Source organism: Propioniciclava coleopterorum (assembly GCF_011393335.1).
Lineage (GTDB): Bacteria > Actinomycetota > Actinomycetes > Propionibacteriales > Propionibacteriaceae > Propioniciclava > Propioniciclava coleopterorum.
In genome coordinates this window covers 3,312,352-3,337,834 of record NZ_CP049865.1, presented here as the reverse complement: position 1 = coordinate 3,337,834, position 25,483 = coordinate 3,312,352, and the positions used below count along the sequence as shown (strand labels likewise).

Here is a 25,483-nt window from a genome sequence, read left to right as displayed (position 1 = left end):
AGGAGTTCCCATGAGCAACGACACCCTCGCCGGCCGCACCGCCCTCGTCACGGGCGGCGGCGTCGGCATCGGCCGCGGCATCGCGATCGCGCTGGCCCGCGCCGGCGTCCGCACCGCGGTCACCTACCGCACCCACGAGCCGGACGCCGAGTTGCTCGACGCGCTGGCCGCCGCCGGGCACGAGCCGTTCGCGCGCCCGCTCGACGCCACCGACGAAGCCGCCGTCCAGGCGTTCGCCACCGAACTGCGCGACGAGTTCGGCGCCCTCGACATCCTGGTGAACAACGCCGGCGGCATGGTCCGGCGCGCGCCGCTGCCCGAGCTGGACGCCGACCTGTGGCGCCAGGTGATGGCGGTGAACCTCGACTCCGCCTACTACGTCACCCGCGCCGTGCAGCCGTTCCTCAGCGACGGCCGCGGACGCATCGTCAACGTCGCATCGCTGGCCGGCCACAACGGCGGCGGCCCCGGGGCGACGGCCTACGCCACCTCCAAGGCGGCCGTCTTCGGCCTCACCAAGGGACTGGCCCGCGAGCTCGCGCCCCAGGGCATCACCGTCAACGCGCTGGCCCCCGGCTTCATCGACGACACGCCCTTCCACGAAACCTTCACCGCCGACGAGGCCCGCAAGCAGATCGTGGCGGGCATCCCCGTCGGCCGGCCGGGCATCCCCGCCGACTGCGCCGGCGCGGTGCTGTGGCTCGCCAGCGACGCCGCCGGGTTCGTGACCGGCACGATCATCGACATCAACGGCGGCGTCTACGTCCGCTGACCGTCTCGCGTCCCGACGGTCGCACGCTGACCCACCGACGCAGTCGCCCCCGTTTGCGTCAGCCGCCCACGCAGGAACGGGCCCAACTGACCCATGCGGGGGCGGCTCGTCGCTAGAGGGGCGGCTCCCCAGCACGCGCTGCCCCACCCCACGCAGACGCCCCCGTTAGCGTCAGTCGCCCACGTAGGAACGGGGGCCACTGGCCCAAGCGGAGGCGGCTCGTCGCAAACGGGGGCGGCTCGTCGCAAACGCGGGCGGCCCCCAGCACGGGCTGCCCCACCCACGCAGACGCCCCCGTTAGCGTCAGTTGCCCACGCAGGAACGGGGGCAACTGCCCCAAGCGGGGGCGGCTCGTCGCGAACGCGGGCGGCTCGTCGCAAGCGGGGGCTGCTCGTCGCAAACGCGGGGCGGCCCCCCAGCACGCGCTGCCCCACCCCACGCAGACGCCCCCGTTTCCGCCAGTTGCCCACGCAGGAACGGGGGCAACTGCCCCAAGCGGGGGCGGCTCGTCGCGAACGCGGGCGGCTCATCGCGAGCGGGGGCGGTTCGTCGCAAACGCGGGCGGCTCATCGCAAACGGGGGCGGCTCGTCGCGAGCGGAGGCGGCTCGTCGCTGGCGGGGGCGGTTCGTCGCTGGCGGGGGCGGTTCGTCGCTGGCGGGGGCGGCTCGTCGCGAACGCGGGCGGCTCGTCGCGAACGCGGGCGGCTCGTCACAAGCACGGGCGGCTCGTCGCAAACGCGGGCGGCCCCAGCACGCGCTGCCCCACCCCACGCAGACGCCCCCGTTTCCGCCAGTTGCCCACGCAGGAACGGGGGCAACTGCCCCAAGCGGGGCGGCTCGTCGCAAACCGGGGCGGCTCGTCGCAAACGCGGGCGGCTCGGGGACGGCCGGGAGGGCCAGCTCGGTCAGATCCGGTAGAGCTGGTCCTTGCTCGTGCTGCAGGGCTGGGTCGTCACGCGGCCGAGCCAGTAGCCGTTGTTGAGGCAGCGGCCGGTCCCCCGGTTCAACAGCCGGTACTGGCCGTTGCCGCGGTCCTGGACGACCCACAGCTGATAGTTGCCGGTGTTCGGGGCGTGCAGGTAGACCGACCCGGCCGCGTTGCTGTCGAGCCGCTTGCCCGAGTACTTGTGCGTGATGCGCCAGTAGCCGCCGACCTTGGTGAACGACCAGTAGCCGAGGTGGCGATCGATCCAGCACTGCTGGGTGAACACGTTGTTGTAGCGGCCGCTGGCCTGGATGCAGACGGTCTGGGTGCCGCCGACGGTCCTGATCTCCGAGGAGGATCCGGGGGCTGCCGAGGCGGAGGGCGCGCTCGTGATGACGAGCGACAGCGAGAGGAACACGCCGGCGAGGGCGGTGAGCAGAAGCCTGAGGGTGCGGTGCATGCGCCAAATCTGAGGGTGACGCCATAACGCTGTCAAGGGACCATCCGCGCGGCGCCCCCTGCCGAAGCCGAACGGGCGAACAGAAGCGGGGCCGACCGCATGGTCGGCCCCGCTCCCGGTCGGGTCAGGACTTCAGGCCGCTCTGCACCTCGTCGCGGAGCGCCTTGACGGCGTCCGGGATGGTGGCCCGCTTGAACAGGATGTCCTGGTACTTGCGCTGCATCACCGTCTGGAACTGGCTGCCGCCCACCGGCGTGATGCCGCCGGCGTCCGTGACGTCCTTCTCGATGCTGGTCAGGAAGTCCGACACCTTCTTGTCCGAGGGCTCCAGCGTGCCGGCGATCGCCGCCCGGCACTCCGTGTTGGCCGGCAGCCCACGCTCGGCGGTGAGGATCTTGGCCGCCTCGGGGGTGTTGGACAGCCAGTTCACCAGCGCCGCGGCGGCCGCCGGGTTCTTCGAGCGTGCGGACGCCGACCAGTACATCGACGCCTTGTACCAGAGCCACTTCGGCGAGGCCGCCGCGGCCGGCGGACGCAGGATCTTCATGCTCTGGCCGGACGCGGCGTCCATGGCCTTGATCTGGTTGGACCACAGGAACGTCATGGCGACGCGCCCGCCGGCCATCGCCGACTGGTCCATGGACTTGGTGTCCTCCTCGGCGAGTTCCGACGGCGGCTGGATCGACTTGTCGTCCTGCATCGCCATCAGCATCGTGAAGAACTCTTCGACGTCCTCGTTCTTCCAGCCGATCTTGCCGTCGGCGGTCCACTGCTGGCCGCCCTTCTGCCGGACGAACGCCTTCAGCAGGCCGTCCTGGCCGAACAGGTTGCCGGCGCCGTAGGTGCCGGACTTGTTCAGCTTCTGGGTGACCTCCAGGGCCGTCTTGCGCAGGTCGTCCCACGTCCACGACGTGTCGTCGGGGATCGCGACGCCGGCCTGCTCGAACAGCGCCGGGTTGGCGACGATCGTGGGCGCGTTCACGCCCGCGTTGATGCCGAACAGGCCCTTGGGCAGGCGCCCGGTGTCGACCGTGCCGGCCATGAACTTGTCGGTCTTGACGCCGGCCTTCTCCAGGTCCAGCAGGACGCCGCGGGCGCCGTAGTCGGCGATGTACTTCTCGTCCATCTGGATGATGTCCGGGGCGTCGTTGGCCGCCACCTGCGTGGCCAGCTTGTCCCAGTAGCCGCTCCACTCACCGGGCTCCCCGCTGAGCTTCACGCCCGGGAAGTCCTTCATGTACTGCGCGATGGCAGCATTGGTCAGCTTGGTGCGGGTGTCGTTGCCCCACCAGGTGAAACGCAGCGTGGCGTTCGTCGGATCGCCGGTGGGGGTCGCGGCTCCCCCGCCGCCCTGCGCACACCCCGCGAGGACGGCACCGGCTCCGATGCCGACGCCCACCCCCAGGAAAGTCCTACGGTCCATTGATTCCTCCTGAATCAGATTTGTTGCCCGACCTTGCGAATCAGCGTAAGTCGCCCGGCGCTCCGCGGATAGAGCCATGCCGCAGGCGTGCCCCAGTCGTGACCTGCCGAGAGTGACCCGCGCCATTGATCCGGCCTTCATCAGGGGTGACGGTCCGCCGGGACGCTGGCAACCCGTGGCAACATGAGGAGTGGTCCCCAGCGGAGGACCCATCCCTCGGAAGGAAGTGGACCATGTCCCACGACACCGCCTCCCTGCAGAGCGCGGAGGAACGCAGTCGGGCCAGGCGCGCGGTCGTCGCCGCGTCGCTGGGCAACGCGCTGGAGTGGTACGACATCGTGCTGTTCGGATTCATGGCCGGCACCATCGCCGCGGTGTTCTACCCCGGCGACACGCTGGCCGGCCAGTTGATGACCTGGGCGACCTTCGCGATCACCTTCGTCGTCCGTCCGCTCGGCGCCGTCCTGATCGGCGGGTACGCCGACCGTCACGGCCGCAAGGCCGCGCTCAGCCTCACCATCGGCCTGATGACCCTGGGCGTGTTCATCATCGTCGTGACCCCGGGCGCTCAGGTCATCGGTGGCTGGGCGGCGCTCATCCTGGCGATCGCCCGGATCATCCAGGGCATCAGCGCCGGAGGCGAGTTCGGGTCGGCGACGGCGTTCCTCACGGAGAACGCCGCGCACGGCAAGGCCTACTACGCGTCCTGGCAGGTGGCGACCCAGGGCATCTCGATGTTCCTGGCCGCCGGAATCTCCTGGCTTCTCACCGCCCTGATGCCTGTGGAGATGCTGCACGACTGGGGCTGGCGGATCGCGTTCGCGATCGGCCTGCTGATCGGCCCCGTGGGCTGGTACGTCCGCACCCGGATGACGGACACGCCCGAGTTCGAGGCGTCCACGCCCGACCCGCACCCGGTGCGGACGCTGATCCGCCGCTACGGTGGCCGCCTGGTCGCGTCGTTCCTCATCATCGCGATGGCGACCATCTCGGTCTACCTGATCACCTACCTGCCGCAGTTCGCGGTCAAGAATTTGGGGCTCCCGGCCTGGTCGGCGTTCCCGGGGGCGGTCGTCGCCGGCGTCATCACGTTCCTGGGTTCGCCGTTCGTCGGACGCCTGGCCGACCGGGTCGGCCCGACCACCGTGATGATCCCGGCGGCCGTGGTCGGCATCCTCGCCGGCTGGCCCATCTTCCTGCTGCTGGCGGCGAACCCCTCCGTCGCGATGCTCACGGTCTGCGAGATCCTGGTCGGCGTCCTGATGTGCTTCTACTTCGCCCCCATGCCGGCGCTGCTGTCCGAGATCTTCCCGGTCCAGGTCCGCAGCTCCGGCATGACGATCGCGTACAGCTTCGGCGTGGCGATCTTCGGCGGGTTCGCGCCGTTCATCCTCACCTGGCTCGTCGGCCTGACCGGTCTGCTGACCGTCCCGGGGTTCTACTACGCGGCGATGTGCGTCCTGTCCCTGGTCGGCGTCCTGGTGGCACGCCGCGTCTACCGGCAGCCCTGACCCGCCGCGGCGCGGCCTCCCCTCCGCGCCGCGGCGTCCGCGCCGTGCCCTACCCTGGTGCGCTGTGAGTGAACGCGAACACGTGGCCGACTCCCACGACGTGATCCGGGTGCGGGGCGCCCGGGAGAACAACCTCAAGGACGTCTCCCTGGACATCCCCAAGCGGCGCCTGACCGTCTTCACCGGCGTCTCCGGATCGGGCAAGAGCTCGCTGGTGTTCGACACGATCGCGGCCGAGTCCCAACGCATGATCAACGAGACCTACCCGGCGTTCGTGCAGGGCTTCATGGCCACCCTCGACCGTCCGGACGTGGACATGCTCGAGGGCCTCACGACCGCGATCATCGTCGACCAGGAGCGGATGAGCCCCAACATCCGCTCGACCCTCGGCACGGCCACCGACGCGAACGCGCTGCTGCGGCTGCTGTTCAGCCGGCTCGGCGACCCGCACATCGGCTCCCCACAGGCCTACTCGTTCAACGTCCCCTCGGTCACCGGGCAGGGCGGCGTCAAGGTCGACAAGGGCGCCGGTTCGCGCGTCGAGAAGCGGACGTTCACCCTGGTCGGCGGCATGTGCCCGCGCTGCGAGGGCACCGGCAACGTCTCCGACATCGACCTGACCGAGGTCTACGACGGCGACCTGTCGCTGCGGCAGGGGCCGTTCAAGGTGCCCGGCTACAGCATGGACGGCTGGTACGGCCGCATCTACATCGGCTCGGGCTTCTTCGATCCGGACAAGCCGCTGAAGGACTACGGCAAGCGCGAACTCCACGACCTGCTCCACAAGGAGCCCACCAAGATCAAGGTCGAGGGCATCAACCTCACCTACGAGGGGCTGATCCCCAAGATCAGCAAGTCGATGCTGTCCAAGGACCCCGAGCAGATGCAGCCGCACATCCGCGCCTTCGTGGAGCGAGCGGTGAAGTTCGCCTCCTGCCCCGAGTGCGAGGGCACCCGGCTGGCCGCCCCGGCGCGGTCGTCCCGGATCGCCGGCCGGAACATCGCCGACCTGTGCGCCATGCAGGTCTCCGACCTGGCCGCGTGGATCCGCGACCTGGACGCACCGGACGCAAAGCCGCTCACCGACGCGCTGACCTCCCTGCTGGACTCGTTCGTCGAGATCGGTCTGGGCTACCTCAGCCTCGACCGGCCGGCCGGGACGCTCTCGGGCGGCGAGGCGCAGCGCACCAAGATGGTGCGTCACCTGGGTTCGTCGCTCACCGACGTCACCTACGTCTTCGACGAGCCGACCGTCGGGCTGCACCCGCACGACATCCAGCGGATGAACGAACTGCTGGTCCGCCTGCGCGACAAGGGCAACACCGTGCTGGTGGTCGAGCACAAGCCCGAGGCGATCGCGATCGCCGACCACGTCGTCGACCTCGGCCCGCGTGCCGGCAGCGGCGGCGGCGAGATCGTGTTCCAGGGCGACCTGGCGGGCCTGCGGGCCAGCGGCACCCTCACCGGGACGCACCTGGACGACCGCGCGCGGCTCAAGGACGCCGTCCGGACGCCGACGGGCACCCTCGGGGTGCGCGGCGCGAACACCCACAACCTGCGCGACGTCGACGTGGACATCCCCCTCGGCGTCCTGGTCGTGGTGACCGGGGTGGCCGGCTCGGGCAAGAGCTCGCTCATCCACGGGTCGGTCGCCGGACGCGAGGGCGTCGTCACGATCGACCAGGGCGCCATCAAGGGCAGCCGACGCAGCAACCCGGCGACCTACACGGGCCTGCTGGACCCGATCCGCAAGGCGTTCGCCAAGGCCAACGGCGTGAAGCCGGCGCTGTTCTCCCCAACTCCGAGGGCGCCTGCCCGACCTGCAACGGCGCCGGCGTCGTCTTCACCGACCTGGGGTTCATGGCGACCGTCTCCAGCGTGTGCGAGGTGTGCGAGGGCAGGCGGTTCATGGCCGAAGTGCTCGAGTACAAGCTCGGGGGCCGGGACATCTCGCAGGTGCTGCGGATGCCGGTCGCCGAGGCCCGGGCGTTCTTCGCCGAGGGCGAGGCGCGCACCCCGGCCGCCGCCACCATCCTCGGCCGGCTCGACGACGTGGGTCTGGGGTACCTCACGCTCGGCCAGCCGCTCACCACCCTCTCGGGGGCGAACGGCAGCGCCTCAAGCTCGCCACCCACCTGGGCGAGAAGGGCGGGGTGTACATCCTCGACGAGCCGACCACCGGACTACACCTGGCCGACGTCGAACAACTCCTGGGGCTGCTGGACCGCCTGGTGGAGGCGGGCAAGTCCGTCATCGTGATCGAGCACCACCAGGCGGTGATGGCGCACGCCGACTGGATCATCGACCTCGGCCCCGGCGCCGGGTACGACGGTGGCACGGTCGTGTTCGAGGGCACGCCCGCCGACCTCGTGGCCGGACGCCCCACGCTGACGGGCCGGCACCTGGCCGACTACGTGGGCTGACCCGAACCCGCACCCGCGGCGAGCGCGGCGAGCAGCTGGTCGGCGTCCCGGGGGCGATCCAGCAGCAGCACGGGCGTCCCCTCGGCCGCGGCGGCCCAGCCGCGCATCACCGCGCGCTTGCGCGCCCACGAGCGGAAGTGCCAGGCGATGATCGAGTCCCGCGACAGCGTCCTCCCCAGCGTCTCGATGTTGCCGTTGCAGCAGGGCTCGCGCCGCACGATCCGGCGGGCGGTGCGGCGCAGCAGCCGGCCCAGCGACAGCACCCGCGGGTAGTCGAGCCCGACGATCACGTCGGCGCGCGCGTGGGCCGCGTGGCGATGGACCCCGTAGGCGGTGTCGATCACCCACTCCTCCGCGGCGTAGCGGGGCAGCACGCGGGCGTCCCTCTCCTGCGGCGGCGTCGAGACCCAGCCCGGCTCCCAGGTCAGTTCGTCGATCAGCGTGACTTGCAGGCCCCGGAGTCGGCCCAACGCCAGCGCCAGGGTCGACTTGCCCGACCCGGTGCAGCCGTACACCAGGATCCGGCGGGCGCGCATAACGTCGGCCAGGGTCGCGGCGGGCATTCCTGCACAATAGCGGCGCGCGAACGTTCTGTGAGCGGCGATGGCTGGCTACGGTGGTGCGGTGACCACGACGAACGAGCAGCAGCGGCCCCTCGACGAGCCCGCGGACGACGATGTCACGGCCGAGATCAACTTCGACCAGCAACGGTTCGACGCCCGGCCCGCCCGGCTGCGTCCACCGGCCAAGCGGCAGCACGCCGGCTCGGAACTGCCCGCGCCGCCGTTCGCCGCCGACGGACGCAACCACGCCTACGTGCAGTGGCTGGAGGAGCAGTCGATGCTCTCGGACGCCTCCACGCTCGGGCGGCAGTTGGCCGGCCACCACCTGATGTGGGCGAACGCGTTCGCGGCGCCCAACCCCCGCGGCGCGGTCGAGCAGGCGTCGGTCTGGTACACGGCGTACCCGCTCAGCCTCATCAGTGCGCACGGGCAGTCGTTCCTCGGCGCGCTGGGCGACGAGGCGCTGTGGGACGCCTTCGAGCGCATCGGCATCGAGGGCATCCACACCGGCCCGGTCAAGCTCGCCGGCGGCATCTCCGGCTGGGAGCAGACCCCCTCCATCGACGGCCACTTCGACCGGATCAGCATGGCCATCGACCCGCTGTTCGGGACCGAGGAGGAGTTCCGCGACATGACGGAGACCGCCGCGGCCCACGGCGGCACCGTCATCGACGACATCGTCCCGGGGCACACCGGGAAGGGCGCCGACTTCCGGCTCGCCGAACTCAACTACGGCGACTACCCCGGCATCTACCACCTCATCGACATCCCCCGGGACGCCTGGCACCTGCTGCCCGACGTCCCCGAGGGGCGCGACGCTGTCAACCTCGACCCGGCGACCGAGCGCGCCCTCGCCGAGGCGGGCTACATCATCGGCGAGTTGCAGCGGGTCATCTTCTACGAGCCCGGCGTCAAGGAGACCAACTGGTCGGTGACGCCCCCGATCCACGATCACCGCGGCGTCCAGCGGCGCTGGGTCTACCTGCACTACTTCAAGGAGGGCCAGCCGTCCATCAACTGGCTGGACCCGACGTTCGCCGGCATGCGTCTGGTCATGGGCGACGCGCTGCACTCCCTGCTCGACCTGGGCTCGGGCGGCCTGCGCTTGGACGCCAACGGCTTCCTCGGGGTGGAGAAGTCGGTGGACCTCGCCCCGGCCTGGTCGGAGGGCCACCCGCTGTCCCAGGCGGCCAACCAGCTCATCGGGTCGATGGTGCGCAAGGTCGGCGGCTTCACCTTCCAGGAGCTCAACCTCACCATCGACGACATCAAGAACACCGGCTCGGTCGGCCCCGACCTCAGCTACGACTTCATCACCCGCCCCGCCTACCAGGTGGCGATGGCCACCGGCGACACTGAGTTCCTGCGGCTCACGCTGCGCGAGGCGCTGGATCGCGGCATCGACCAGGCCTCCCTGGTGCACGCCCTGCAGAACCACGACGAACTCACCTACGAGCTCATGCACTTCGCGCACGGCCACGCCGAGGAGACGTTCAGCTTCGGCGGTCGGGACATGACCGGGGCCGAGTTGGCCGAGCACGTCCGCCAGACGATGCGCGACACCCTCACCGGCGAGGCGGCCCCCTACAACGCGGTGTTCACGCAGAACGGGATCGCCTGCACCACCGCGTCCATCATCACCGCGACGCTGGGCATCACCGACCTGAACGAGATCGGCGCCGACGACGTGGCCCGCATCCGGGACGCCCACCTGCTGCTGTGCATGTACAACGCCTACCAGCCCGGCGTCATCGCGTTGTCCGGCTGGGATCTGGTCGGCGCGCTGCCGCTGGAGCGCAGCCAGGTGCGCGGCCTGATCGCCGACGGCGACACCCGCTGGATCGAGCGCGGCGCCTACGACCTGATGGACGCCTCACCGGAGCTGGTGAAGTCCGGGGCGGGCATGCCGCGCGCCCGGACGCTGTACGGCGGGCTGCCCGAGCAACTGGAGGACCCGGACTCGTTCGTCTCGCGGCTGGCGCGCATCCTGGAGGTGCGCCGCCAGTCCGGGGTGGCGACGGGCGAACTCGTCGACATCCCCGAGGTCGGCCACCGCAGCGTGCTGGTGATGGTGAACCGGCTGGGCGACGGCTCGACGGAGGTGACCGTCCTCAACTTCTCCGAGGAGGCCCTGGACGCCCGCGTCCAGAGCGAGGAACTGCCGGCCGGGACGGTCGTCGACCTCGCCACCGGCGAGCCGGTCGGCGAGGTCGACGATCTGGGGGCTTCAGCGTGGCGCTGGGACCCTTCGGGGGCTGGCGCTGGGCATCCGGGCGTCCTAGCCGCACCGGATGCCCGGGCGCGGGCTCAGGCCTCCTCGGCGCCCCCGCCGGTGCGGCGTCCGAGCTCGGCGTCCAGGCGCAGCAGCCCGGGGCCGTCGTCGCCCACCATCTTGATCTGGGCGAGGATCTCCCCCACCGTCGCCTCCTCCTCGATCTGCTCATCCAGGAACCAGTTGAGCAGCGGCCGGCTGTCGAGGTCGCCCTCGGCGTCGGCGAGGCGGTACAGGTTGCGGATGGCCTCCGACACCTTCTCCTCGTGCGCCAGCGCGGCGGCGAAGACGTCCTGCGGGGTCGCGTCGGCCTTCACCTTCGGCGCCTCGATCGCGCCGATCTTGGGCGAGCCCTGCCGGTCGACCACGTGGGTGATGAACTTGTCGGCGTGCACGACCTCCTCGTCGGACTGGGCGCGCAGCCACTGCGCCAGGCCGGGCAGGTCGGCCACCCCCATGGCGATGGAGAGCTGCCGGTAGACGACCGCGGCGGAGAGTTCCAGCGTGATCTGCTGGTCGAACGCGTGGGACAACTTGTCGGTGAGCTTCATGCCCACAACTCTTCCATCGGGCGGGGCGCCCCACAAGGTAGCCTGCCTGCCGTGCATCTGTCCCCGCTCGGCGTCGCGGGACGCCGCCAACCGGTCTTCGCGCGACGCGGCGCCGTCGCCACCTCCCAGCCGCTGGCGGCGCAGGTGGGTCTCTCGGTCCTGCAGGCCGGAGGCAACGCCGTGGACGCCGCCATCGCCACCGCCGCCGCCCTCACCGTGGTGGAGCCGTGCAGCAACGGCCTGGGCTCGGACGCGTTCGCGCTGGTCTGGCACGACGGACGCCCCCACGGCCTCAACGGCTCGGGCCGCTCCACCCGGCGCCGCACCGCGCGGGATCTGGTCGACGCCGGCCGCACCGCCATGCCGCAGCACGGCTGGGACGCGGTGACGGTCCCCGGGGCGGTGCGCGCGTGGGCCGATCTGCACGCCCGCTTCGGCCGCCTGGACTTCGCCGCGCTGCTCGAGCCCGCGGCCGTCCTGGCCGAGGAGGGGTTCGCGGTCTCCGGCGTCGTGGCGGCCGCGTGGGAACGCGCCGTCGCGCTCGCCGAGGCCCGCCGCGGCGCGCACCACGACCCCGCCGAGGACGCCTTCCTGCCGCACTTCGCCCCGCTCGGGCGCGCCCCGGCCATCGGGGAGGTGTGGCGCTCGGCGACCACGGCGGCGACCCTGCGGGCGCTCGGGGCGAGCCGCGGCGAGGACCTCTACACCGGCGCCGCCGCCGACCGCCTCGTCGCGTTCGCCGCGGCCACCGGCGGCTTCCTGGACGCCGACGATCTCGCCGCGCACCGCTCGGAGTGGGTCGATCCGATCGGCGTGTCGTACCGGGACCACGAGGTGTGGGAGATCCCGCCGAACGGTCAGGGCATCGCCGCGCTCATCGCGCTGCGGATCCTGGACGGGCACGATCCCGCCGACGTGGCGCCGTTCGGCGCGCCCGGGGTCGCCGCCGCCGACGCCCCGCCGCGTCCGGCCTCGTGGCACCGGGCCATCGAGGCCGTCAAGGCGGCGCTGGTCGACACGCACGCGTTCGTGGCCGACCCCGCGCACGCCGACGTGCCGACCGCCGCGCTCCTGGCCGACGCGCACATCGGACGCCGCCGCGCCGCCCTCGGCGAGCGGGCCCACCGCCCGGTCGCGGTCGACCCGCGTTCCTCGGACACCGTCTACCTGTGCACCGCCGACGACGAGGGCAACCAGGTCAGCTTCATCCAGTCCAACTTCGCCGGCTTCGGGGCGGGCATCGTCGTCCCGGGGACCGGGATCTCGCTGCAGAACCGCGGCTGGGGCTTCTCGCTGGAGCCCGGGCATCCCAACGAACTCGCGCCCGGCAAGCGGCCCTTCCACACGATCATCCCCGGCTTCCTGACCCGCGGCGGCGAACCCGTCGGGCCGTTCGGTGTCATGGGCGGCCACATGCAGGCCCAGGGCCACGTCCAGGTGGTCCTGGACGCCGTCGAGCACGGCGACGACCCGCAGACCGCCCTGGGGCGTCCGCGCTGGTTCTGGGACGCGGAGACGGGGCGGGTCGACGTCGAGTCGACGGCCGGGACCCCGGTGGTGGCGGCGCTCGCCGCCCGCGGCCACGACGCGCTCGCCACCGACCGGGCCACCACGTTCGGTCGGGGCCAGGCCATCTGGCGCCTGGAGAACGGGACGCTGGTCGCCGGGTCCGAGCCCCGCGCGGACGCCTACCCGCTGGGCTGGTGACGCGGTAGCCTCCGGGCAAGGACGCCGCGAAGTCAGGGGGAATGATGAGTGAGTGGCAGCCCATGGGGCGACGCGAGGACGACAACGAGCCGACCGTCGTGATCGGCACGGAGGCCACGCAGTCGGTGCCGTACGTGGCGCCGGCCTTCGAGACCCCGGCGGAGCGCACGCAGGTGATGGACGTCGCCGCCCTGCAGCAGACGCCGCCGCCCCGGCCGCCCGAGCGGGACGCGGCGGACGTGGATCCCCGCGACCTGCCCGAATACGCCTACGAACTCGAGCGCATGCAGAACCGGCGCCTCACCGACCTGGGTCTGCTCCTGCTGCGCCTGATGATCCTGCCGCTGGTGCTGCGCGGCCTCTACCAGCTCATGCACCTGGGCCCGCTGACGGCGCAGATGCGCGAGCTCCCCCTCCTGAACCAGGCGCCGGACATCGCCGCGGTCGCCCTCGGCGCCGCCGGGGTGGTGCTGCCCGTCCTGATCGCCGTCGGCCTCTTCACCCGGTTCTCGGCGCTCCTGCTCGCCGCGATCATGGGGCTGCTCTACGGGCTCGGGCTGTGGACCGGCGCGCCGGTGCTGGACGCCGCCACGGGCGGGCTGGCCAACGAGGGGGCTCTGCTGTACGGCGCTTTGGCGCTGCCCCTGGTGTTCACCGGCGCCGGCCGGGTGTCGGTCGATCACGGCCTGGGCACCGACCGTCGGGAGCGGGCGGCCGACCGGCGCGTCACCAAGCGGTACGCGCGGCGCGGCTGAGCCATCCGCCGTCGGCCGCGGCCGAGCGGTGCGCCCCGGCCGCGGACGCCGACGCGCGCGCCCGGCACGACGACGTGCCGGCGCCGTTCGCCGTGGGAGAACCCGGAATGCCGGCCCGCCCACCGGCGTTGAGGAGAAGATCAGCACCAGCAGCCAGACCGGAACGGAGGGGAGCTTCCTCATGCTCGACCCCATCAGCCTGTTCACGTGGGAGCCACACGTCGACCAGCGCCGTCTGCACGCCGACACCCTCGTCGTGACCCTCGGCAGCTACCTCGACGCGGGGCACGCCCAGCGCATGGTCGACGCCCACCTCCTGGATCAGCTGCCCAACCGCCTGCTGGGCCGCTTCGACGCCGACCAGCTCATCGACTACGGCGGGCGCCGGCCGGAGATCGTGTTCGACCGCGACCACTTCGACAGCTACGCCAAGCCGGAGATCGCACTCCACCTCGTGACCGACGCCGATGGCCGGGACTTCCTGCTGCTCAACGGACCCGAGCCGTCCTTCCAGTGGGAGCGGCTCGCCGCCGGCGTCACGCACGTCATCGAGCAGTTGGACGTCCGTAGCACCGTGCTCGTCCAGGCGATCCCGGCGCCGGCCCCCACACCCGTCCCGTGGCCGTCACGCAGTACGCCGGCGAGCCCGACCGCGTCGCCGAGGAGGACCTGATGCTCGGCACGTTCGCGCTGAAGGCGTCCTTCCCCAGCGTCCTGACCCTGCGGCTCGGCGAGGCAGGCCACCCCGTGACGGGGCTGCTCGCGCACGTCCCGCACTACATCGCGGACGCCGACTACCCGGCCGCCGCCGGCGCGCTCATGAAGGCCCTGAAGGCCGGGACGCACCTGGCGCTGCCGACCGGGGGCTTCGACCTGGCCGCGAGCCTGGTCCGCGCCCAGATCGACCAGCAGGTGCAGGCCTCGGAGGAGCTCACCGAGATGGTGCGCACGCTGGAGGAGAACTACGAGCGCTTCATGTCGGAGCGCAGCCTCCGCAGCACGCGCAGCGAGTCCCTGCCGTCGGCCGACGAGATCGGACGCCAGTTCGAGGACTTCCTCGCCGGGCTCGGGGACGACGCCCCGGACGCCGCGGACCCCGACACCACGGGCCTCGACGGGCCTGAGACGGACGCCGACCCCGGATCCGAGGACCGGGGCCCGGCCGATCCGCAGGACGGCTGAGGCCCCTCGCGGCTGCCCTCCTTCGTCGCTCAGCGGCCGAACCAGCCGCGCCCGCGGCGTCCCGCCTTCTTGGCCAGCTCGCGCACCTTGGCGGCGTCCGCGCCGTCGCGTCGGTCGTCCAGCAGCGGGACGAGCAGGGCGTACAGCTCCCGGACGTCGTCGTCGCTCTGCGAGGTCAGGAACGTGCCAGGGTGCGCCGCGAGCCGGACCAGATCGCGCGTGTGGGCCTCGGCCTCCGGGTCGATGGCGTGGAGGCGATGCCGCAGGTAGAGCAGCGCCGCCCGCGCCGTGTCGGTGTAGGGCCGCTCGGTGCCGTCGTGATCCCCCGAGTCCCAACGCTCGGCCTCGATGAAGGCCCAGCGCCCCCAGGCGGTCATCCACGAGGCCAACTGGTGGGTCCCGTCGGGATCGTGGGGCAGCGCACGCACACCCATCCCGAGCCCGCGGTCGAACTCGGCCAGCGCGAGGGAGCGATCCCGGCCCCAGGTGGCGCCGGCCATCTGGATCGTCGCCCTGGCCTCGTGGATCGCCAGCACGTCTGGATCTTCCTTCGCGAGGATCCGCCGGGCGGTGTCCATCATCGCCAGGGCCTCGTCGCGGTGCGGGGAGGCCGGGTCGCCCGCCAGCGCCGCGAACTCCCCCAGGTGGTAGATCCCCACCACGCGCAGCTGCTCGGTGTCGGGCTCGGCGTCCATCCACTGGGCGTAGGTGCGCGCGTTGCGGAACGCGTCGTCCCACCGCTCGGCCTGGATGTGCCGGTACATCAGCCACCGTGCCTGCGTGCGGATCAGGTCGGGCCAGTCGTGCTGCTCGTACTCGTCGTTGTCGATGCTCTCCACGAGCATCGGGACGACCCGCTCGCTGGCCCAGACCTTGTCGGGGTCGTCGTCGTCCATCTCCCGCATCCGCCACAGAGCGAGCAGGGCCCGCTGGCAGATCGCGTAGTCGGCCTGGGATCCGACCAGGGCGGCGTCCAGGCGATCGTTGGCGGCCAGGATCGCCAGCCGGTCGGTGTCCATCGTGCGGTAGTCGGCCAGCGCCAGCACGTGGGCGCGGTGGCAGCGGATCGACGTCATCCCGGCCGTGTCGGCGATGACCCGCCGCACCCAGGTCATGCCGTCCGGGTTGCGCCCCCGGTGGCTGTAGCCGTAGATCAGGCGCCGGGCGAAGACCACGGCCTCCTCCCGGACGTCCTCCACGGGGTCGGCGATCCCCCGCGTGTACAACTCGGCGAGGATCGGCACCGCCTCGTAGAAGGCGTCCCCCTCCGACGCGTTGGCGGTCATGAAGGCCCAGGCTCCGAACTGGCTGCGCAGGGTGCGCACCCGGACGCCCGCGTGCGGCGAGTACAGCCCGGCCGGTACGCCCGGCACCGCGTCGGGCGGCAGGTCGGCGGCGTCGCCCTGGGAATCCTGCCCCGGCGACGTGCCGTCCCGGGCCGCATCCAGCCGCTCGAGATGGCTGCGGTACTGCTCGATCAGTTCCGGGCCGAGGGGGCCGCGGGCCCGGGCCGCGTCCAGCCACGCGGTCAACGCGGTGGAGATCCGCTCGGGCCGGGACGGGGCGCGCAGCGCGAGCGCGGCGGATCGCGACAGGATGTGCTCGCGCGCCGGCGCGGTGCCCAGGTCGGCGATCAGCCCCGCGGTCACCTCGTCCAGGACGTCGAGGAAGGGCCGCTCGTCGTGGTCCCGGTTGAGGGCGTACGCGACGCCGAGCTCGACCCGGACGGCCTCGGCCCGCTCGACCTCCACCGGCGTGCCGGACGCCAGCGCGGGCGCCAGCAGCGCCTCGGCCTGCTCCCGCGTCCGCTGCGCCCGGAACCAGCGGGAGTCGAGCCGCACGACCTGCCTCGCCCAGCCGGCCACCCACCAGGCCAGATCGCGGGGCATCAGCGGGCCGAGCCGGGCGTCGAGCATCTCGACGGCGTCCTGCCACAGGTCGGCCCGGCCGCCCGCGGCGGCGGCCCGCGCCAGGACGGCGAAGCTCTGGCCCAGCACCCGGCGGTGCCGCTCCCCCTCGACGTCGCCGATCGCTTGCCGCAGGAGCGTGAGCGTGGCCGGCGCGAGCGGGTCCTGGGCGGCGCCCACCAGCCACAGGCGGGCCTGGGCCTGCAGGGGGCGCGCCAGCCCGAGATCGGACAGTTCGAAGGAGCGGGACGCCAGCGCGTCCAGCTGCGCGGCCAGGGAGGCCACGGCGTCGGACGGTGGGACCGACCCGCCGCGCGCGTCGGCCTCCTCCTGGGATCGCGCCGCCGCGATCGCGGCCGCCTCCGCGCGGGTCAGCAGCGACAGCGCCGTCCCGAGGTCGTCGGCGGCCGGGTGGCCGGGCGGCGGCTCCTCCCCCGTGGTCGCTGCCAGCAGCGTTCCGAGGGCGTGCGCGTGCGCGGTCTCGCGCTCCGGCGAGTCCAGCAGGGCGTCGACCAGGGCGTCGTGCTCGCGCCCGAGGTCGGCGGGATGGACGGGCAGCGTCAGCCAGCGCAGGAGCAGCGTCACGACGTGGGGGCGGGTCATGCCCAGCAAGGCTACCGGCGGCAGCGCCTCCGAACCCGGGTGCCCAGCACGGGATCGACGGTGGTGCCGGCGGCGTCCAGTCCTGCCGGTGGGGCGTCAGCCGGGCGCGTTGTCGGGTTAGCCTCGCAGGCATGAGACTCGGCATCGACTTCGGCACCACCAGGACGATCGTCTCGGTCGTCGACCGCGGCAACTACCCGGTCGTGTCGTTCGAGGATCAGCACGGCGACAGCGTCGACCACTTCCCCTCGGTCGCCGCCCTGGTCGAGGGTCGCCTCGTCTTCGGCTTCGACGCCCTCGCGGCCGCGCGGGCGGGCGCGCCGCTGGTGCGCTCGTTCAAGCGCGCGCTGGCGGCGGGCAGCGTCCGCCCCGACGCGACCGTGCGGGTCGGGGAGGCGGACGTCCCGCTCGCGGACCTCGTGACCGGATTCCTGCGCGCGCTGCGCGAGGCGCTCGCCTCGGCGTCCACGCTCGCCGACGTGGATCCGGAGGCGCCGCTGGAGGCCATGGTCGCCGTCCCGGCCCACGCGCACTCCGCGCAGCGGCTCCTCACCCTGGACGCCTTCGCCGCCGCCGGCTTCACCGTGGTGGGGTTGCTGAACGAGCCCTCGGCCGCCGCGTTCGAGTACACGCACCGCCAGGCCCGCACGCTGAACGCGCGGCGCACCCGCGTCGTCGTCTACGACCTCGGCGGCGGGACGTTCGACGCGTCGCTGGTCCAGGTGGCCGACCTGGCCCACGAGGTGGAGTCCTCCCTCGGCATCAACCGGCTCGGCGGAGACGACCTGGACGCCGTCCTGGCCGACCTGGCGCGCGCCGCCGCCGGGGACCCCGTCCTCGACGCGGCCGGTTCGACCGCGCTCCTGGATGAGGCCCGGGCGGCGAAGGAGTCGCTGTCGCCGCAGTCGCGCCGCATCCCGTTGCGGGTGGGGACGACCGACGTCGTGGTGGACGTCGACGACTTCTACGCCGCGGCCGCCCCGCTGATCGCCCGCACCGTCGAGGCGCTCGAGCCGCTGCTGGGCAGCGCCGACGCCGCCGGGCTCGAGGCCGCCCAGGTCGCCGGGCTCTACCTCGTGGGAGGCTCCTCCGAGCTGCCGCTCGTGGCCCGCGAGCTGCGGGCACGCTTCGGGCGGCGGGTGAAGCGCTCGCCGCACGCCGCGGCGTCCACAGCGATCGGGCTGGCGATCGCCGCCGATCCCGAGTCGGGGTTCCGGCTCACCGACCGGCTCTCGCGCGGCTTCGGCGTCTTCCGGGACGCGGACGCCGGCGCGCAACTCGCCTTCGACCCGCTGATCCGCCGCGACCAGCGCACCAGCCCCGACGCGGAGGTCACGGTCACCCGCCGCTACCGGGCCGCCCACAACCTGGGCGTCTTCCGCTTCGTGGAGCACGCACGGCTGGGCGCCTCGGGCGAGCCGACCGGCGACGTCGTCCCGCTCGAGCCGGTGTTCTTCCCCTTCGACCGCACGCTGCGCGACGCCGCCGACCCGGCCGGGATCCCGGTCGTGCGGACCGGGGAGGGCCCGCTGATCCAGGAGGAGTACCGCGTGGACGCCCGCGGCGTCATCACGGCGACGCTCACCGACCTCGAGGACGGTTACTCCGTGACGCGCCGGTTGGGGACGTCGGCCTGACGCCTTCAGGCTTCCGCGCCCGCCGTCGGCGTGCGGGAGGTGAGCCGCCCAGCCGCCCCTTCCCGCCGCGGTGAGCGTCGGAACCGCCCACCCGGAACGGGTGCGCGCGGCGCCCGGGCGCGTCAGAATGGGGCGATGGCCCCAAGAAGCTGCCCAAGTCCCTGTACGAGGCTGAGCTGAGCCGGCTGCAGTCCGAGCTCGTCGAGATGCAGGAGTGGGTGCGCAGCGCCGGCGCCCGGATCGTGGTGATCTTCGAGGGGCGCGACGCCGCCGGCAAGGGCGGGGCGATCAAGCGGATCACCGAGTACCTGAACCCGCGCGTCGCCAGTGTCGTCGCGCTCCCGGCCCCGACCGAGCGGCAGCGCACGCAGTGGTACTTCCAGCGCTACGTGGAGCACCTGCCCGCCGCCGGCGAGATCCGGTTCTTCGACCGGTCCTGGTACAACCGCGCCGGCGTGGAGAAGGTGATGGGCTACTGCACCGCCGAGGAGCACATCCGCTTCCTGCGGCAGTGCCCGATCTTCGAGCGGATGCTCATCGACGACGGCATCATGCTGCGCAAGTACTGGTTCTCCGTCTCGGACAAGGAGCAGGAGAAGCGGTTCCGCTCCCGGCTCACCGACCCGATGCGGCAGTGGAAGCTCTCCCCCACCGACGTGCAGTCGCTGGCGCGCTGGGAGGACTACAGCCGCGCGAAGGACGAGATGTTCGTCCACACCGACGTCCAGCCGGCCCGCTGGAACGTCGTGGAGGCCGAGGACAAGCGGCGCGCGCGGCTCAACATGATCCAGCACCTGCTGGCGTCGATCCCCTACGAGCCGGTGGAGCGACCGACGCTGGAACTGCCGGAGCGTCCGCCGAGCACCGGCTACCGGCGCACCGAGCGGTCGCTGCAACTCGAGGTCCCCGACTACGCAGCGACGCTGACTTCGGGCGGGAAGCGGCCGCCCTACCGGGACCCGGAGGACTGAGCCGGGCTCACTCCTCGAACGGCGCGGTGTCGCCGGCGCCGCGCCGCAGGATCGGGTCGTCCTCGGCGGTGAAGTCGATCACCGTGGTCGGGCCGACGCCCACGTCGCCGGAGTCGAGCACCGCGTCCACCTGGTGCTCCAGCGCCTCCGCGATCGCCCAGCCGTCGGTGGGGGCGTCCTCGGAGTCCGGCAGGATCAGCGTGCTGGACATGAGCGGCTCGCCCAACTCGTCGAGCAGCGCACGCGCGGTGACGTGGTCGGGGATCCGGACGCCCACGGTGCGCTTCTTCTCCTGCAGCATCACCTTGGGCGCCTCCCGCGTGCCCCGCAGGATGAACGTGTAGGGGCCGGGCGTGTTCGCCTTGATGGCGCGGAACACGTCGTTGCCCATCTCGACGTACTGCCCCAACTGCCCGAACTCGGAACAGACCAGGGTGAAGTGGTGGTGGCGGTCGAGGTGCCGGATGCTGCGGATGCGGGCGAGGCCGTCGGCGTTGCCGAGCGAGCAGCCCAGCGCGAAGCCGGAGTCGGTCGGGTACACGACCAGGCCGCCGTCCCGGATGATCTGCGCGACCTGGGCCAGCGAGCGGGCTTGCGGATTGGCGGGGTGGACGTCGAAGTAGCGGGCCATGGCACCACCCTAGGCCCGCCAGGCTCGACCCAGGGGGTCACAGGGCGGCTGTCGCCGCCAGGAACATCGGCAGGCCGAGCCCGAGGACGTCCAGCAGCCAGTGCCCGACGATGAGGGGGCTCAGGCGCTTGAACCACCAGTACAGCAAGCCGAACATCAACCCGGCCAGGAACGTGGTCAGGTAGCGCGCCACCCAGGCCTGCGGGTCGGGCGGGGTCAGAGCCAGGTGCTGCAGGCCGAAGACCGCCGCCATCACCAGCAGCCCCGCCCAGCGGCCCCAGTGCGCCGACAGGGCACCCTGGCCCACGCCGCGGTAGACGACCTCTTCGGCGACGGCGATGGTGACGGGCATCACCAGCAGGCACCACAGGCCGAACCACAGCGGGATGGTGGGGGCGGCGCCCGTCGGGGCGGGGGGCGGCCCGCCGTAGGCGATGAAGTTGGCCACGAACGAGGCGGCGAAGAAGCCAGCGATCGCGATCACGGCGGCGAGCAGGCCCCAGCCGACATCGGCCACCCGCGGGCTGATGAGGCCGCGCAGCGTGCCGCCGTGCCGGCGCAGGATCGCCGTCGCCACGGCCAGCGACACCAGGTCGACGCCGACGATCGCGACGTTTTGCCACAGGAGGTTGTCGCCCGGATCGCCGCTCGCCGACGGCATCAGCCACAGGACGGCGAACGAGCAGAACAGCAGAAAGGGGCGCAGGAACAGCAGCGCCAGCGCCGTGGAGGCGGGGACGGACGCGACCGCCGTCGGGGTGGCGTCGTGGGGGTGACCGGTCTTGTTCATGGCTTCACAGTAACTACTTTCGTGTTTGGAAACAAGATGCCTTCGCGGGAGTCCCTGGGACGGCCCGCCCGCGGCGTCCGTCGACGATGTGGCGGGCCCGAACCCACCCAAGACGCGTGGAAGAATGCGGGCATGTCGCTGTTCAACCTGTCCGAATCGCAGCTGCGGGCGCGCACGTCGCTGAAGTGGCGGTCCTACCCCGACGATGTCCTGCCGCTGTTCGTCGCCGAGATGGACGTCCTGCCGCACCCGGCCGTCCGGGACGCCGTGGCCGCGGCCATGGACGCCGGCGACACGGGCTACCCGTTCGGGACGCAGTACGCCGACGCGTACGCCGCCATGGCCGAGCGCCGCTGGGGCTGGCGGCCCGCCGATACCCAACTGCGCCGTGCGGGTGACGTCATGAACGCTATCCTCGGGCTGCTGCTGGGCAACACCGCACCCGGGGACCACATCGTCATCAACCCGCCGGTGTACCCCCGTTCTGGCAGGTGATCGAGGGCTACGGCCGGCACATCACGCAGGTGCCGCTCACTGGGGAGGGCCGCCTCGACCTGGCCGCCCTCGCCGAGGCGTTCGCCGGACCGGAGCGGCCGACGGCGTACCTGCTGTGCTCCCCGCACAACCCGACGGGAACGGTGCACACCGCCGAGGAGCTCACGGCGGTGGCGCGGCTGTGCCGCGAGCACGACGTCCTGCTGGTCGTGGACGAGATCCACGCCGTGCTGGTCGACCCCGGCGCCCGCTTCACCCCGATCCTGGCTCTGCCCGAGGCGCAGAACGCCGTGGTGGCGTTCTCCGCGGGCAAGGGCTGGAACCTGGCCGCGTTCAAGGGCGGGCTCTACATCGCCGGCACGGACGCCCTCGGCGCTCTCGACCGGCTCCCCCCGCTGGCCAACCAGTCCACCGGACAACTCGCGACGCTCGCCCACACCGCGGCGCTGGTGCACGCCCAGGACTGGGTGGACGAGGTGATGACCGAGGTCGCCGCCAACAAGGGCCTCCTGGCGCGCCTGCTCGCCGAGCGCCTGGAGGGCATCACCTGGCAGCGGCAGCCGGGCACCTACCTCGCCTGGCTGGACTGCTCCGCGCTGGGGCTCGCCCACCCGGCGCAGCACTTCGTCGAGCGTGCCCGCGTCGCCCTCAACGACGGCGCCACCTTCGGCCCGGGCTACGAGAGCTTCGTGCGGCTGAACCTGGCGGCGAACCCGGAGCTCATCGAGCGGGCCGTGGCCGCGATGGCGGCCAGCGTCTAGCCACGCGGAGCCCGGCGGCGCGCGTCAGTCCAGCAGCGAGGCGGTCGCCTCCCCGCTGCCGCCGACCGAGCCGATGCCGAGCACCGACAGGAACACGGTCGGGCTGCGCGTCTCGGCGCGCACGTGGATCTGGCCGCCCTCGATGCGCACGTCGCCGGCCAGCCCTCGCTCCGCCAAGACGCGCTGCCCCGCGGCCCGGACCGCGCCGAGGTCGGACGGCGCGCCGGCGGCGCGCGCCACGGTGCTCTCGTCGGCGGCCGCGCGGGCAGCCTGCGCGGCACCCGCCTCGGCCTCCCGTGCCGCGGCGACCTGACGCCCGCCGTCGACGACGAGGCCGGTCACCAGGAACAGGGCGAGCAGGACGACCGCGACCAGGGCCGAGAGTGACTGGCCGCGCTCGTCGGGGCGGGGTGATGCCATGGCAGGCTCCTTCGGGGGTGGAACGGCACCATCGTGCCACCCGGCCGCCCGCGCCGCGCGGGTCATCCACAGCCCGGCGACCGGTTCAGCGCCCACGGGGGCCCACGCAGCCGCCGCAGGACGCCGGCCCTGCGATCCTGGCGCGGGCGAGCGGATCGGCTCGGACGGCAATAGGCTGGGACGAGCGGCGCGCGTGCGCGCCACCCGATTGTCGTCTCACGCGAGAGGTCCCCGATGACTCAGAAGGTCGCACTGCTCACCGCCGGTGGTTTCGCCCCGTGTCTGTCCACCGCGATCGGTTCGCTGATCAGCCGCTACACCGAGCTGGCCCCCGAGGTGCCGATCATCGCCTACCGCAACGGCTACCAGGGGCTCCTGACCGGGGACGCCCTGGAGGTGACCGACGAGGTCCGCGCGAACGCCGACGTCCTGCGCCGCTTCGGGGGGTCCCCCATCGGCAACAGCCGCGTCAAGCTGACCAACACCAAGGACCTGGTCAAGCGCGGCCTGGTGCCCGAGGGCGCCGACCCGCTGAAGTTCGCCGCCGACCGCCTGGTCGCCGACGGCGTCACGATCCTGCACACCATCGGCGGCGACGACACCAACACGACCGCGGCCGACCTGGCGCAGTACCTGCACGAGCACGACTACGAGCTCACCGTCGTCGGGCTGCCCAAGACCATCGACAACGACATCATCCCGATCCGGCAGAGCCTGGGCGCCGACACCGCCGCCGAGGAGGGCTCGCAGTTCGCGCAGAACGTGCTGGCCGAGCACAACGCCAGCGGCCGGATGCTGATCGTGCACGAGATCATGGGCCGCAACTGCGGCTGGCTGACCGCCGCCACGGCGCGCAAGTACCGGGAGTGGCTCGACGAGCAGACCTGGGTGCCGGCGATCGGCCTGGACAAGCGCGCCTGGGACATCCACGGCGTCTACGTGCCCGAGGCCGTCATCGACATCGCCGCGGAGGCGCAGCGCCTGACCGCGATCATGGACGAGGTGGGCTGCGTCAACCTGTTCATCTCCGAAGGCGCGGGCGTGGAGAGCATCGTGGCCGAGATGGAGGCCGCCGGCGAGGAGATCGCCCGGGACGCCTTCGGCCACATCCGCCTCGACAAGGTGAACCCGGGCGCCTGGTTCGGCGAGCAGTTCGCCAAGAAGCTGGGCGCGGAGAAGACCCTGGTGCAGAAGTCGGGCTACTTCGCCCGGTCGGCGGCCTCGGATCAGTTCGACCTGGACCTCATCGACACCATGGCCACCTTCGCCGTGGACGCCGCCCTGCGCGGCGAGCCGGGCCTCGTGGGCCAGGACGAGGAGCAGGGCGACGAGCTGCGCTGCATCGAGTTCTCCCGGATCAAGGGCGGCAAGCCGTTCGACATCGGTCAGGACTGGTACCTCGACCTGCTCGCCGCCATCGGCCAGGCGGCCCCGGTCGCCGCGCCGCCCGCGGAGCACTGACCCGTTCGACCTCACCGCCGTGGCGCGTACCCCTCGCGGGTGCGCGCCACGCGTGCGTCCGGTCAGGGTCGCTGGCGCCACGCGCGAGCGCCGGCCGCCGGCGTCCGCGGCTAGGAGCGGCGGGCCAGGAGCCCGGACACGACCGCGGCGATCGTCGCCATGACGCCCACCACGGCCGCCCCCACGGCGGCGCCGACTCCCCCGCTCACCCGAGCGGCGGTCACCGCCGCCTCGCGCGGGACCCGATCCTGCCGCGCGCGCTCCTCGCCGGCCCGCAGGATCGCGACGAGTTCCTTGCTGGCGTAGTTCGACGGGGTGCGGGCGGCGTCGTCGGTCAGGACGATCTCGGGCTCGGCCACGAGCTGGCTGGTGTCGGTGGCGATCCACGCCGCCACGATCAGCGTGAGCGTGGCGAACAGGTTGAAGTACAGCATCACGATGATGACGCTGCCGAAGACCGCCGCCGCCGCGTTGTTGGAGAAGATCCCGACGACGAACCCGGCGGCCCACAGCAGGATCGTCGTGCCCACCGCTCCGATCACCGCGCCCTTGGCGATCAGGCGCTTGGGGAAGCCGCGCTCGGTGAACACCGCGAACATGAACACGAACAGCACGTAGCCGGCCAGCAGCATGCCCAGCAGCGGCGCCCAGGCCAGCAGCCCCGCCCAGATCGTCCCCTCCAGCTTGAGCCAGGCGACGACGGCGTCCCGCGCGCCCGTGGCCACGGTGCTGAGCGCCATCATGACGCCGACCAGCAGGAACAGCCCCAGCAGGATGCCGATGTTGATCAGCGTCTGCACGACGATGTTGGTCTTCTGCTCGGTCATGTCGAACACCGGCCGCATCTGGGCGTGCACCGCCTGCCGGATGTTGTTCACCCAGTTCGCGCCCGACCACAGCGCCACCACCAGGCCGACGCCCAGGATGGCGCGCCAGCCCTGCAGGGCCTGGTTGACGACCTCGGCGAGCTGTTCGCCCAGCTCGCCCTGGCCCGCGACCGCGTCCTTGATCCAGGCGCTGACCTGGTCCAGGACGTCGGGGATGAAGACCGTCAGCGTCAGGCCGAGGATCGCGAACGCCACCATGAGGATGGGCACCAGCGACAGCACCGAGAAGTAGGTGATCGCGGCGGCGAACTGGGACCCCAACCGTTGCCCGAACCGCTCGAAAGTGCGGACGAGGTGAGCGATCCAGGGGATCTGCAGGAGGCGTTGCAGGCGTTCGACCATGCCGAACACCCTAACGGCGGCGCGCCCCGCGGTC

The 25,483-nt window shown here is 72.4% G+C and carries 18 protein-coding genes and 3 pseudogenes; 12 read left to right on the top strand and 9 right to left on the bottom strand.

The features are described 5' to 3' along the window. The first annotated feature begins 10 nt into the window (after positions 1-10). The gene (locus G7070_RS15830; protein ID WP_166234537.1) at positions 11-772 is read left to right on the top strand and encodes an SDR family NAD(P)-dependent oxidoreductase; all 762 of its coding nucleotides are present in this window, start codon (positions 11-13) and stop codon (positions 770-772) included. Positions 773-1,677: 905 nt separating this feature from the next. On the opposite strand, the gene G7070_RS15825 is transcribed toward G7070_RS15830, so the two are convergent. Both G7070_RS15825 and G7070_RS15820 read right to left on the bottom strand, forming a co-directional pair. Further along, positions 1,678-2,157 (bottom strand): RICIN domain-containing protein, encoded by a 480-nt coding sequence (locus G7070_RS15825; protein WP_166234536.1) that lies wholly within the window; start codon positions 2,155-2,157, stop codon positions 1,678-1,680. A 124-nt stretch (positions 2,158-2,281) separates the two neighbouring features. Further along, on the bottom strand, positions 2,282-3,580 hold the full coding sequence (locus G7070_RS15820; protein ID WP_166234535.1) for an ABC transporter substrate-binding protein: 1,299 nt from the start codon (positions 3,578-3,580) through the stop codon (positions 2,282-2,284). 233 nt (positions 3,581-3,813) lie between these two features. Here G7070_RS15820 and G7070_RS15815 point away from each other — a divergent pair, with 233 nt between their 5' ends. Both G7070_RS15815 and G7070_RS15810 read left to right on the top strand, forming a co-directional pair. Further along, entirely contained in the window at positions 3,814-5,091 is a 1,278-nt protein-coding gene (locus G7070_RS15815; RefSeq protein WP_166234534.1) for an MFS transporter, read from the top strand. A gap of 64 nt (positions 5,092-5,155) precedes the next feature. Beyond that, positions 5,156-7,514, top strand: a pseudogene (locus G7070_RS15810) (ATP-binding cassette domain-containing protein). Here G7070_RS15810 and G7070_RS15805 read toward each other — a convergent pair. Continuing rightward, the gene (locus tag G7070_RS15805) at positions 7,502-8,077 is read right to left on the bottom strand and encodes a P-loop NTPase family protein (protein ID WP_166234533.1); all 576 of its coding nucleotides are present in this window, start codon (positions 8,075-8,077) and stop codon (positions 7,502-7,504) included. The pseudogene G7070_RS15810 and the gene G7070_RS15805 overlap by 13 nt on opposite strands. A 40-nt stretch (positions 8,078-8,117) precedes the next feature. On the opposite strand from G7070_RS15805, the pseudogene treS reads away from it, so the two are divergent. After that, positions 8,118-10,238: pseudogene (treS, locus tag G7070_RS15800) on the top strand (maltose alpha-D-glucosyltransferase); the annotation flags it as partial. A 146-nt stretch (positions 10,239-10,384) separates the two neighbouring features. On the opposite strand, the gene G7070_RS15795 reads toward treS, so the two are convergent. Continuing rightward, on the bottom strand, positions 10,385-10,900 hold the full coding sequence (locus G7070_RS15795; RefSeq protein ID WP_166234532.1) for a ferritin: 516 nt from the start codon (positions 10,898-10,900) through the stop codon (positions 10,385-10,387). 51 nt (positions 10,901-10,951) lie between these two features. Between G7070_RS15795 and G7070_RS15790 the strand changes: the two genes are divergently transcribed. The 3 genes and pseudogenes from G7070_RS15790 (at position 10,952) to G7070_RS20055 (ending at position 14,544) form a co-directional block, all read left to right on the top strand. Continuing rightward, positions 10,952-12,607: a gamma-glutamyltransferase family protein gene (locus tag G7070_RS15790; protein WP_206079832.1), complete on the top strand. Its 1,656-nt coding sequence runs from the start codon at positions 10,952-10,954 to the stop codon at positions 12,605-12,607. Positions 12,608-12,651: 44 nt separating this feature from the next. Next, entirely contained in the window at positions 12,652-13,362 is a 711-nt protein-coding gene (locus G7070_RS15785; protein WP_166234531.1) for a DoxX family protein, read from the top strand. Between the two features lie 181 nt (positions 13,363-13,543). Next, positions 13,544-14,544, top strand: a pseudogene (locus G7070_RS20055) (PAC2 family protein). A gap of 29 nt (positions 14,545-14,573) precedes the next feature. Here G7070_RS20055 and G7070_RS15770 read toward each other — a convergent pair. After that, positions 14,574-17,054, bottom strand: a complete 2,481-nt coding sequence (locus G7070_RS15770; protein ID WP_166234528.1) for a hypothetical protein — start codon at positions 17,052-17,054, stop codon at positions 14,574-14,576. Between the two features lie 131 nt (positions 17,055-17,185). Here G7070_RS15770 and G7070_RS15765 point away from each other — a divergent pair, with 131 nt between their 5' ends. Both G7070_RS15765 and ppk2 read left to right on the top strand, forming a co-directional pair. Then, positions 17,186-18,691 (top strand): Hsp70 family protein, encoded by a 1,506-nt coding sequence (locus G7070_RS15765; protein ID WP_166234527.1) that lies wholly within the window; start codon positions 17,186-17,188, stop codon positions 18,689-18,691. A 149-nt stretch (positions 18,692-18,840) separates the two neighbouring features. Further along, positions 18,841-19,662 (top strand): polyphosphate kinase 2, encoded by an 822-nt coding sequence (gene ppk2, locus G7070_RS15760; RefSeq protein WP_166235391.1) that lies wholly within the window; start codon positions 18,841-18,843, stop codon positions 19,660-19,662. Between the two features lie 7 nt (positions 19,663-19,669). Here ppk2 and G7070_RS15755 read toward each other — a convergent pair whose 3' ends face one another. Both G7070_RS15755 and G7070_RS15750 read right to left on the bottom strand, forming a co-directional pair. Further along, positions 19,670-20,293: an L-threonylcarbamoyladenylate synthase gene (locus G7070_RS15755; protein WP_166234526.1), complete on the bottom strand. Its 624-nt coding sequence runs from the start codon at positions 20,291-20,293 to the stop codon at positions 19,670-19,672. Between the two features lie 37 nt (positions 20,294-20,330). Beyond that, on the bottom strand, positions 20,331-21,083 hold the full coding sequence (locus G7070_RS15750; RefSeq protein ID WP_166234525.1) for a CPBP family intramembrane glutamic endopeptidase: 753 nt from the start codon (positions 21,081-21,083) through the stop codon (positions 20,331-20,333). A gap of 132 nt (positions 21,084-21,215) precedes the next feature. Here G7070_RS15750 and G7070_RS18080 point away from each other — a divergent pair, with 132 nt between their 5' ends. Both G7070_RS18080 and G7070_RS15745 read left to right on the top strand, forming a co-directional pair. Further along, a complete protein-coding gene (locus tag G7070_RS18080; RefSeq protein WP_206079831.1) occupies positions 21,216-21,578 on the top strand; it encodes a beta C-S lyase family protein in 363 nt (120 codons plus the stop codon). Then, the gene (locus G7070_RS15745) at positions 21,575-22,339 is read left to right on the top strand and encodes an aminotransferase class I/II-fold pyridoxal phosphate-dependent enzyme (protein WP_206079830.1); all 765 of its coding nucleotides are present in this window, start codon (positions 21,575-21,577) and stop codon (positions 22,337-22,339) included. Before G7070_RS18080 ends, G7070_RS15745 begins: the two co-directional genes overlap by 4 nt. A 24-nt stretch (positions 22,340-22,363) precedes the next feature. On the opposite strand, the gene G7070_RS15740 is transcribed toward G7070_RS15745, so the two are convergent. Continuing rightward, a complete protein-coding gene (locus tag G7070_RS15740) occupies positions 22,364-22,759 on the bottom strand; it encodes a pilus assembly protein TadG-related protein (protein WP_166234524.1) in 396 nt (131 codons plus the stop codon). Positions 22,760-22,993: 234 nt separating this feature from the next. Between G7070_RS15740 and G7070_RS15735 the strand changes: the two genes are divergently transcribed. Next, the gene (locus G7070_RS15735; RefSeq protein WP_166234523.1) at positions 22,994-24,220 is read left to right on the top strand and encodes a pyrophosphate--fructose-6-phosphate 1-phosphotransferase; all 1,227 of its coding nucleotides are present in this window, start codon (positions 22,994-22,996) and stop codon (positions 24,218-24,220) included. Between the two features lie 110 nt (positions 24,221-24,330). On the opposite strand, the gene G7070_RS15730 is transcribed toward G7070_RS15735, so the two are convergent. Further along, entirely contained in the window at positions 24,331-25,449 is a 1,119-nt protein-coding gene (locus G7070_RS15730) for a YhjD/YihY/BrkB family envelope integrity protein (RefSeq protein ID WP_166234522.1), read from the bottom strand. Positions 25,450-25,483 lie beyond the last annotated feature (34 nt).

Coding starts and splice junctions, on each gene's coding strand:
- G7070_RS15830 (WP_166234537.1), top strand. CDS start 11: ATGAGCAACGACACCCTCGCCGGCCGCACCGCCCTCGTCACGGGCGGC.
- G7070_RS15825 (WP_166234536.1), bottom strand. CDS start 2,157: ATGCACCGCACCCTCAGGCTTCTGCTCACCGCCCTCGCCGGCGTGTTC.
- G7070_RS15820 (WP_166234535.1), bottom strand. CDS start 3,580: ATGGACCGTAGGACTTTCCTGGGGGTGGGCGTCGGCATCGGAGCCGGT.
- G7070_RS15815 (WP_166234534.1), top strand. CDS start 3,814: ATGTCCCACGACACCGCCTCCCTGCAGAGCGCGGAGGAACGCAGTCGG.
- G7070_RS15805 (WP_166234533.1), bottom strand. CDS start 8,077: ATGCCCGCCGCGACCCTGGCCGACGTTATGCGCGCCCGCCGGATCCTG.
- G7070_RS15795 (WP_166234532.1), bottom strand. CDS start 10,900: ATGAAGCTCACCGACAAGTTGTCCCACGCGTTCGACCAGCAGATCACG.
- G7070_RS15785 (WP_166234531.1), top strand. CDS start 12,652: ATGAGTGAGTGGCAGCCCATGGGGCGACGCGAGGACGACAACGAGCCG.
- G7070_RS15770 (WP_166234528.1), bottom strand. CDS start 17,054: ATGACCCGCCCCCACGTCGTGACGCTGCTCCTGCGCTGGCTGACGCTG.
- G7070_RS15765 (WP_166234527.1), top strand. CDS start 17,186: ATGAGACTCGGCATCGACTTCGGCACCACCAGGACGATCGTCTCGGTC.
- G7070_RS15755 (WP_166234526.1), bottom strand. CDS start 20,293: ATGGCCCGCTACTTCGACGTCCACCCCGCCAATCCGCAAGCCCGCTCG.
- G7070_RS15750 (WP_166234525.1), bottom strand. CDS start 21,083: ATGAACAAGACCGGTCACCCCCACGACGCCACCCCGACGGCGGTCGCG.
- G7070_RS18080 (WP_206079831.1), top strand. CDS start 21,216: ATGTCGCTGTTCAACCTGTCCGAATCGCAGCTGCGGGCGCGCACGTCG.
- G7070_RS15740 (WP_166234524.1), bottom strand. CDS start 22,759: ATGGCATCACCCCGCCCCGACGAGCGCGGCCAGTCACTCTCGGCCCTG.
- G7070_RS15735 (WP_166234523.1), top strand. CDS start 22,994: ATGACTCAGAAGGTCGCACTGCTCACCGCCGGTGGTTTCGCCCCGTGT.
- G7070_RS15730 (WP_166234522.1), bottom strand. CDS start 25,449: ATGGTCGAACGCCTGCAACGCCTCCTGCAGATCCCCTGGATCGCTCAC.